General features: G+C 37.7%; 13 protein-coding genes. All 13 read left to right on the forward strand.

What is annotated here, in order from left to right:
* On the forward strand, positions 1-340 hold a 340-nt coding region (locus HMPREF2655_RS00145), incomplete at its 5' end, for a DnaD domain-containing protein (RefSeq protein WP_142352098.1).
* Entirely contained in the window at positions 328-486 is a 159-nt protein-coding gene (locus HMPREF2655_RS10305; protein ID WP_180364303.1) for a hypothetical protein, read from the forward strand. The genes HMPREF2655_RS00145 and HMPREF2655_RS10305, both read left to right, overlap by 13 nt.
* Positions 480-1,250: an ATP-binding protein gene (locus HMPREF2655_RS00150; protein ID WP_070837078.1), complete on the forward strand. Its 771-nt coding sequence runs from the start codon at positions 480-482 to the stop codon at positions 1,248-1,250. Before HMPREF2655_RS10305 ends, HMPREF2655_RS00150 begins: the two co-directional genes overlap by 7 nt.
* A gap of 14 nt (positions 1,251-1,264) precedes the next feature.
* Complete coding sequence (locus HMPREF2655_RS10385; RefSeq protein ID WP_083321204.1) at positions 1,265-1,495, forward strand: hypothetical protein; 231 nt, start codon at positions 1,265-1,267, stop codon at positions 1,493-1,495.
* 103 nt (positions 1,496-1,598) lie between these two features.
* Complete coding sequence (locus HMPREF2655_RS00155; protein ID WP_070837080.1) at positions 1,599-2,024, forward strand: Cas9 inhibitor AcrIIA9 family protein; 426 nt, start codon at positions 1,599-1,601, stop codon at positions 2,022-2,024.
* A complete protein-coding gene (locus HMPREF2655_RS00160) occupies positions 2,021-3,379 on the forward strand; it encodes a PcfJ domain-containing protein (RefSeq protein WP_070837082.1) in 1,359 nt (452 codons plus the stop codon). The genes HMPREF2655_RS00155 and HMPREF2655_RS00160 overlap by 4 nt, the downstream gene beginning before the upstream one ends.
* A 19-nt stretch (positions 3,380-3,398) precedes the next feature.
* Positions 3,399-3,725: a hypothetical protein gene (locus tag HMPREF2655_RS00165; RefSeq protein ID WP_180364304.1), complete on the forward strand. Its 327-nt coding sequence runs from the start codon at positions 3,399-3,401 to the stop codon at positions 3,723-3,725.
* Positions 3,718-4,446, forward strand: a complete 729-nt coding sequence (locus HMPREF2655_RS00170; protein WP_070837084.1) for a DUF1642 domain-containing protein — start codon at positions 3,718-3,720, stop codon at positions 4,444-4,446. Before HMPREF2655_RS00165 ends, HMPREF2655_RS00170 begins: the two co-directional genes overlap by 8 nt.
* Positions 4,446-4,703, forward strand: a complete 258-nt coding sequence (locus HMPREF2655_RS00175; RefSeq protein ID WP_070837087.1) for a hypothetical protein — start codon at positions 4,446-4,448, stop codon at positions 4,701-4,703. The genes HMPREF2655_RS00170 and HMPREF2655_RS00175 overlap by 1 nt, the downstream gene beginning before the upstream one ends.
* Entirely contained in the window at positions 4,703-4,843 is a 141-nt protein-coding gene (locus HMPREF2655_RS10310; protein WP_000665843.1) for a hypothetical protein, read from the forward strand. Before HMPREF2655_RS00175 ends, HMPREF2655_RS10310 begins: the two co-directional genes overlap by 1 nt.
* A gap of 12 nt (positions 4,844-4,855) precedes the next feature.
* The gene (locus tag HMPREF2655_RS00180; protein ID WP_070837089.1) at positions 4,856-5,116 is read left to right on the forward strand and encodes a DUF1372 family protein; all 261 of its coding nucleotides are present in this window, start codon (positions 4,856-4,858) and stop codon (positions 5,114-5,116) included.
* Positions 5,116-5,361 carry a hypothetical protein gene (locus tag HMPREF2655_RS00185; protein ID WP_070837092.1) on the forward strand — a complete coding sequence of 82 codons (246 nt, stop codon included), beginning with the start codon at positions 5,116-5,118 and terminating at the stop codon, positions 5,359-5,361. Before HMPREF2655_RS00180 ends, HMPREF2655_RS00185 begins: the two co-directional genes overlap by 1 nt.
* A 201-nt stretch (positions 5,362-5,562) precedes the next feature.
* A complete protein-coding gene (locus HMPREF2655_RS00190) occupies positions 5,563-5,964 on the forward strand; it encodes a transcriptional regulator (RefSeq protein ID WP_070837094.1) in 402 nt (133 codons plus the stop codon).
* Positions 5,965-6,013 lie beyond the last annotated feature (49 nt).

The raw sequence follows: 6,013 nt of genomic DNA on the forward strand, positions 1-6,013 counted from the left end.
TAAAGAATTAGATAAAGAATTAGATAAAGATAAGAATATAACTACTACTAGTAATAGTGAAAATATCTTAGAACTATTTCAGTCTGAATTTCGTAGACTGCTATCAGGTTTCGAAATCGAAGAAATCAATCATCTGTTAAACGAAAATGACTCTGTACTAGTCAAAGAAGCATTAAGGACAGCTGTTACTTCAGGAAAACCAAATGTTAGCTACATAGGTGGCATTTTGAGAAATTGGCAGTTGAACCAGGTTACGACAGTTGAACAAGTTCGACAATCAGAAAAACAACACAAGGAGAAAAAATCAGAACAGGGGGCTAAAGACGAATGGGGATTTTAGAAATTATCAACCAATTTGAAGATGAATTTTATCCTATCAGCGATGAAAAGAAGTCACTGCTTGCAAAACAACCTCTCCCTACTGTCATAGACTGCTTGTCAGATATGGCTAGCTGGAAAGCTTGTGGGGGTAAGGTATCATGGTAACTGATGCACTTGAGGAGATGGCCTTATCTTACCATAGAAATACTGAACAACAGGACGAAATTTGCGATAAACATAAAATTCCACTGATTAAAATCCTTCGTACAGATGATGTCCTTTGTCGTTTATGCGAATCAGAACGCATTCATGCCGAAAATCAGATTAGAGTAAACGAGCTTGCTGATGCAGAATACGAGAGAGAACGAAAGTTCTATCTTGAAAAATTCTCTTTATATGATGATGTGCTGAAAAATGCTACTCTTGAGAATTTTGATACTCCAACAGCAAAAGAAGCCGAAAAGCTAGAATTTGCCAAAAAAATCTGCAAAGAGTGGGCAGACGGTGCCAGAAATAATGTTGTTTTTCAAGGTGAAGCTGGAACGGGTAAGAGTCATCTTGCATTTGCGATTATGAAGGAACTATCAGCAACTACAAAAGAAATTGCTATCTTCATCAATGTTACTGACCTGTTGATGAAAATCAAGACAGATTTCAGCCAGGAAGAGTTTCTAGTAAATAAAATTGCTAGCGCAAAATTTTTAGTTCTGGATGATCTTGGAATGGAGAAGGACAGTGAATGGTCCTTCAGTATCCTTTATAACATTCTCAATAAAAGGGCAAACACGATTATCACTACAAATCTAACTGCACAAGAAATCCAGAAGCGATACGGTCGGCCATTTATGAGCCGGTTGATGAAGGGTGTAGACAATGATCATTTGATGGTATTCAATGACTTAAAAAACAAAAGGAAAGATTACTTTTAGAAAGGTGGCACACCTTGTTATTAAAACTATATTTTGTCTACAACGGACATCGAAAATTCTTTCTCGGCTATTTCAACAATGTGGATGACCTTGTCAGACAAATGAAAAGTCATCAAAAAGCTTATTCATCGATTACAAAACCAAAATTCAGAAAATATATCGGAAAAGACGATGTACGTTTTGATTATGGTGCACTAGATTGTTATTACTTAGCAGTAAAATCAACGTGCCGCGAACCACGTTAAAAGCGAGCTAGGAAGCGTCAATCAGTCGTGTGACTAATGGACGAGCGACTGCCCGTATTTAGCCAATTACCACAAAGACAGTCGCATTTTTTTTGAAAATGATATGAATGAAATTAAAGAAAAAGCTCTAGCTAAACTGCTAGAGGAATTAAATCAACCACACGATACCGCACTTGACCGCATTCATAACTGGATATGTGATCAGGAAGATGAGGAACTATTTCAAGGCATCCTAAAGGAGCGATACTCTCTAAAATGTGCTTTAAGCTTCGCAAAAGAGAAAGCTCGTAAATTTGCTGAAAATGGAGTCGCTTGTATAGATGATGCTACTGTCTTCAGATGGATTCGAGAATACTTTATCTCAAATTCGCAAGTATCTAACATCAAGCAGGTGCCTGTTGAATCCGTCAAGAAGAAGGCAGAGAAGCCAAAAAATCCTCCTGAAAACAAAGTTGAGGAGGTCAAAATTAAGAAAGAGAAAGGAGTAGTCGAAAAGCAAATGAGCATTTTCGATTTCTTGGACGAATGAAAAACGAACAATGGAAGCGAGAAGCTGATAGACGATTGAAACCACCTGCAGACTTCTGGATCTGGTGCTACTCGCAAATCACAACGTACAAATGGAGCAATAAGGACAAGACCATAATCGCTTCAGATTTGGACCTTGGCTATTGTATCGAGAAACGACTGACAAAGTCATCAAGGCTCACTTTTTATGACAAAACCTACTTTTTCTCTATCATTCTCAGCACCTCGAAACGCATCGAGATTCAATCTTATGAATTTAGTTCGAAGTTAGTCGAAGGAAAACAATTTATTGATTGGCAGTTTACTAATCTAGAACGCTTTGAAAATGACAAGCACACAAAAATTGGCCAAGATTACAACGGGCAATACTATCCGTATCTATTCGCTAATTTCTTTAGTGGTGGTTTTTACACAGGAAATATTTTTTATCCAAACAATTGGGAAAAGAGACTTCAAAAAGTATCCGAACTCAAATATTTGGAATTCGATAATATCTATTTTTGGGAAATTGAACGACTCTACAAATATAAGTTTGAAATCGAGTTTGCCCAGAAGATTCATGCTTACAGATTGGCCAACGAAATCATGTTTCCGAATTATAGAATCGGATTTACAAGAACCGTAGACATGCGGACCTTGAACCGTAGATGGCTTCAGAAGAATAAACAATTTTTCAAGAATTCAAATCGCAGCTTTAACGAATTTGAGTTGAGCCGTCGATTAAAAGAACGGAACGGCCAGCTAGTACATGGTATCGAGTCTTATCTGACTTACCACGATATCAAGCACATACCGAAAGGTGTAGGGATCAATAAGTTTCAGAATTGGGTTATCAAGAATAGTATTGAATTCAATGAATATCTTGATTACCTCAAAATGTTAAGAGAAATGGGTATTGAGCCTGAAGGTGATGCTATGCTTGTACCAAAGAATTTTACGGCCATGCACAATCACACGGTCGGATTATACAATCAATTCGTTGAAGAAAAACGCAAAATGGAAGACAAGAAGAAACGCAAGCAGCTTGAATCTGAGTTTAAACTTAGAGAAGGAATGGATAGGACCATCCACGGTTACGCATTCCATGTCCCTAGAAAAGTGGCCGAGCTGATCTATGAGGGCAAGAAGCTACATCATTGCGTAAGCTCATACACAGACAAGCATTTCAAAGGCGATACTTTGATAGTGTTTGTACGCTTATCAAATCAACCAAAAACACCTCTTTACACACTCGAAGTAAAGCAGGGTAAAATAGTCCAGTTTCGTGGCAAGTATAACCAAGACGTCCCAACCGATGTCTGGGACATAGCCAAGGAATGGATGAAACAAACGAAATTAGTACAAAAATCAGCGTAAAGGAAAAAGGAGTTGGAAGATGATGGAAGAGTTAAAGAAAAAAGTTAATGGAGTATACGGCTGGTCGGTAGAAGATGGAAAACCCAAACCTCCCAAGCAAGATTTACCACAAGTGGTAAGAGACCGAGCAGACTATTTCTGGGAAATGGCAGAAGATGGCATGACGTTCATGGGAGCGATGGAGTGTATCTTCGCTGATGAAAAACCTAAAGACTATGATTTGGGAGCTACCAAAGATTGGTTACCAAAATCTAAGGAGTTTGATGATTGGGTTGGTTATTCGCCAGGAATGTCTCAGGTAGTTATTGCAGTTTATTTGATTTATGGAGGAAGCAAGGATGAATAAGCAGGAATTGATTAAAGAGTTTGAAGAAATTGGGATTTACAAATTGAATATTTTTAGCACAGAAATCAAAACTATTCCGACTGAAACTGCAATTGAATTAATCAAACAACTAGACGAACCAGAACCGTTGCCGTTCAAATTAAAAGATGTCGTTCGTCGAATCAGAGGGTTTGATCCGACGACACAGACTAGATGGCTTAATGACATCCTTAAAGAATTAGGGGACGACTACGGTTCGATGAAATATCGCAGTGGTTACGAGCAAGGTAAACTTGAGGGAGAATGGGTTGGCAATCAATTGAAGGATGCTGATAAGATTCGGCAAGAATTGAATAAACCAGTGATTCCGCAGTTTGTTGCGGAAATTATCGAGTATTGCAAGAAACAGAACGCTACGTTATACGATGCGCTCAGAGAAAAGAATTTTAATAAACAATACGATGATTGGTTACTGAACGAACAGGGTGCTTACGACAAAGTCGCCCGTGCATGGCTTGACGGCTACGAGGTCGAGGAAGAGAAGAGATATCTGGTAAAGGTGAAAGGCATTTGTGGAAATCACGAAACTTTGAACCGTGAAAAGCATTCAAACAAATGGCTTTTCTCAGACCGGGAAGAAAACTCACTTTATGGCACACACTACACAAAGAAAGAACTAGAACAAGCTGGCTTCGGATGGGTGTTTGATTGCCCAGGGATTGAGATTGAGGAGGTAGAGTAATGATTATCAAGAATTACAAATATGATTATTCAAGTGGCAGAATCGGCTACACAATTGATGTTGATGGCTATGAACAAGTTATGGAACATACAAAGACAGAGCACGGAAGTGTACAAAGAAATGATATTGATGATTTCTTGGGTACGGTCGAGGAATACGACTTTCAAGAAGCTGAAATGATTGAAGCATTCGTTGATTTTCAAAATGATTTGCTCTTGTATGGAATTGATTTTGAATTGGGAAATGAGGTGGAGTGATGAAAGAAGTTATTATGGCTACGTTGCCTAACAAAGAATTGAACAGATTGATAAAAATTGAATTGACGGTCCAAACAATGATTGACCGTGGACTTATTGACGAAGAGCAGTTTAATGAAATTATGGCTGAAGAAGAGTAAGGAGGGCACAGAATGAGACGTTTTATCGTAATTTGGATATTATTGTCTGCTGGATTGAATATCTGGCAGAGTATTCACATTAAAAAACTAGAAGCAAAGCGTCCGATTGTCGTTTATAAAGCTGATAATCAAGGCGCAGAAATCAAAGGCAGAGTTTTACAAAAGGAGAAGATTGGCGACATGTACACTGTCACAGTACAAAATTACGGAGTATTCGTAGTTACTAAAACAAACTATGAATCTCTAAAAATAGGAGATGAGGTAAGATTGTAATGACAAAGTACAAGAAACCAACTTATATCATCATTCAAGAAGCAATGGCAGAGCGCATTAGATTTCTGGAAGATGAACTATATGAAAGGGCCTATAAGGATATTGAAAAATTAGAAGTTCAAAATGATTTCTTGAGGACTCTTTGTAACAACCAGCTTGAAATCATCATGGATTACGAATGGAAGCAGATGCAAGAGCAGGCTGCATTCATAAAAGCTAATACCAGGAAATGGAGAGCAAGATGAATAGAAGGATTAAAAAGAAGAAAGCTAAACAACTTGCTCAGAAGAAACAAATAGAATTAGAAAATAAGCTTAGAAAGTTAAGTCAGGAAGAAATTGAAGTTTTATCTAGAATGATTAAGCAGATAGTTTCTGACATCAGTAAGGCTTTTTCTAAAATGTTCGATAGCTTATTTAATTATTTAGAAAATTCGGAGGTAAAATTTGAAGAAATTGAGCGACGAAGACCTCAAAACATTGGACAGAGAACTTTTCAAATTCCAAAACATTCAACGTACAATAGATTTGAGAAGACTAGAATTAGAAACTCGAAACCCAGACGCTCAGAGTGGTCCTGGCGTAGGAATAAGCAAACCTACCGAAACTATCGCAATCAGAATCGCAGATGATCCAACCTTAAAATTTCTCGAAGGGTTCAAAGCTATTATTAACAAACTCCTGATCAATCTAGTTGATGAAGACAAGGAAATCTTTAATCTGCGCTGGAGGTATCCTCAACTTAGATGGGAAGAAATAGCAGAACAGAAATTCATGAGCAAAGCTACAATTTATAGAAGGAGGAGGATTATCTTAGAACAGTACGCTATACTGAAAGGTGAGTTGTAAACAAGAATGAGACAAAAGGCATCTTGAAGTCTCACAAAAAAAGGTTTAT

This window comes from Streptococcus sp. HMSC066F01, assembly GCF_001837335.1.
Classification (GTDB): domain Bacteria; phylum Bacillota; class Bacilli; order Lactobacillales; family Streptococcaceae; genus Streptococcus; species Streptococcus oralis_S.

Coding starts and splice junctions, on each gene's coding strand:
- HMPREF2655_RS00185 (WP_070837092.1), top strand. CDS start 5,116: ATGACAAAGTACAAGAAACCAACTTATATCATCATTCAAGAAGCAATG.
- HMPREF2655_RS00175 (WP_070837087.1), top strand. CDS start 4,446: ATGATTATCAAGAATTACAAATATGATTATTCAAGTGGCAGAATCGGC.
- HMPREF2655_RS00180 (WP_070837089.1), top strand. CDS start 4,856: ATGAGACGTTTTATCGTAATTTGGATATTATTGTCTGCTGGATTGAAT.
- HMPREF2655_RS10305 (WP_180364303.1), top strand. CDS start 328: ATGGGGATTTTAGAAATTATCAACCAATTTGAAGATGAATTTTATCCT.
- HMPREF2655_RS00160 (WP_070837082.1), top strand. CDS start 2,021: ATGAAAAACGAACAATGGAAGCGAGAAGCTGATAGACGATTGAAACCA.
- HMPREF2655_RS00155 (WP_070837080.1), top strand. CDS start 1,599: ATGAATGAAATTAAAGAAAAAGCTCTAGCTAAACTGCTAGAGGAATTA.
- HMPREF2655_RS00150 (WP_070837078.1), top strand. CDS start 480: ATGGTAACTGATGCACTTGAGGAGATGGCCTTATCTTACCATAGAAAT.
- HMPREF2655_RS00170 (WP_070837084.1), top strand. CDS start 3,718: ATGAATAAGCAGGAATTGATTAAAGAGTTTGAAGAAATTGGGATTTAC.
- HMPREF2655_RS10310 (WP_000665843.1), top strand. CDS start 4,703: ATGAAAGAAGTTATTATGGCTACGTTGCCTAACAAAGAATTGAACAGA.
- HMPREF2655_RS00165 (WP_180364304.1), top strand. CDS start 3,399: ATGATGGAAGAGTTAAAGAAAAAAGTTAATGGAGTATACGGCTGGTCG.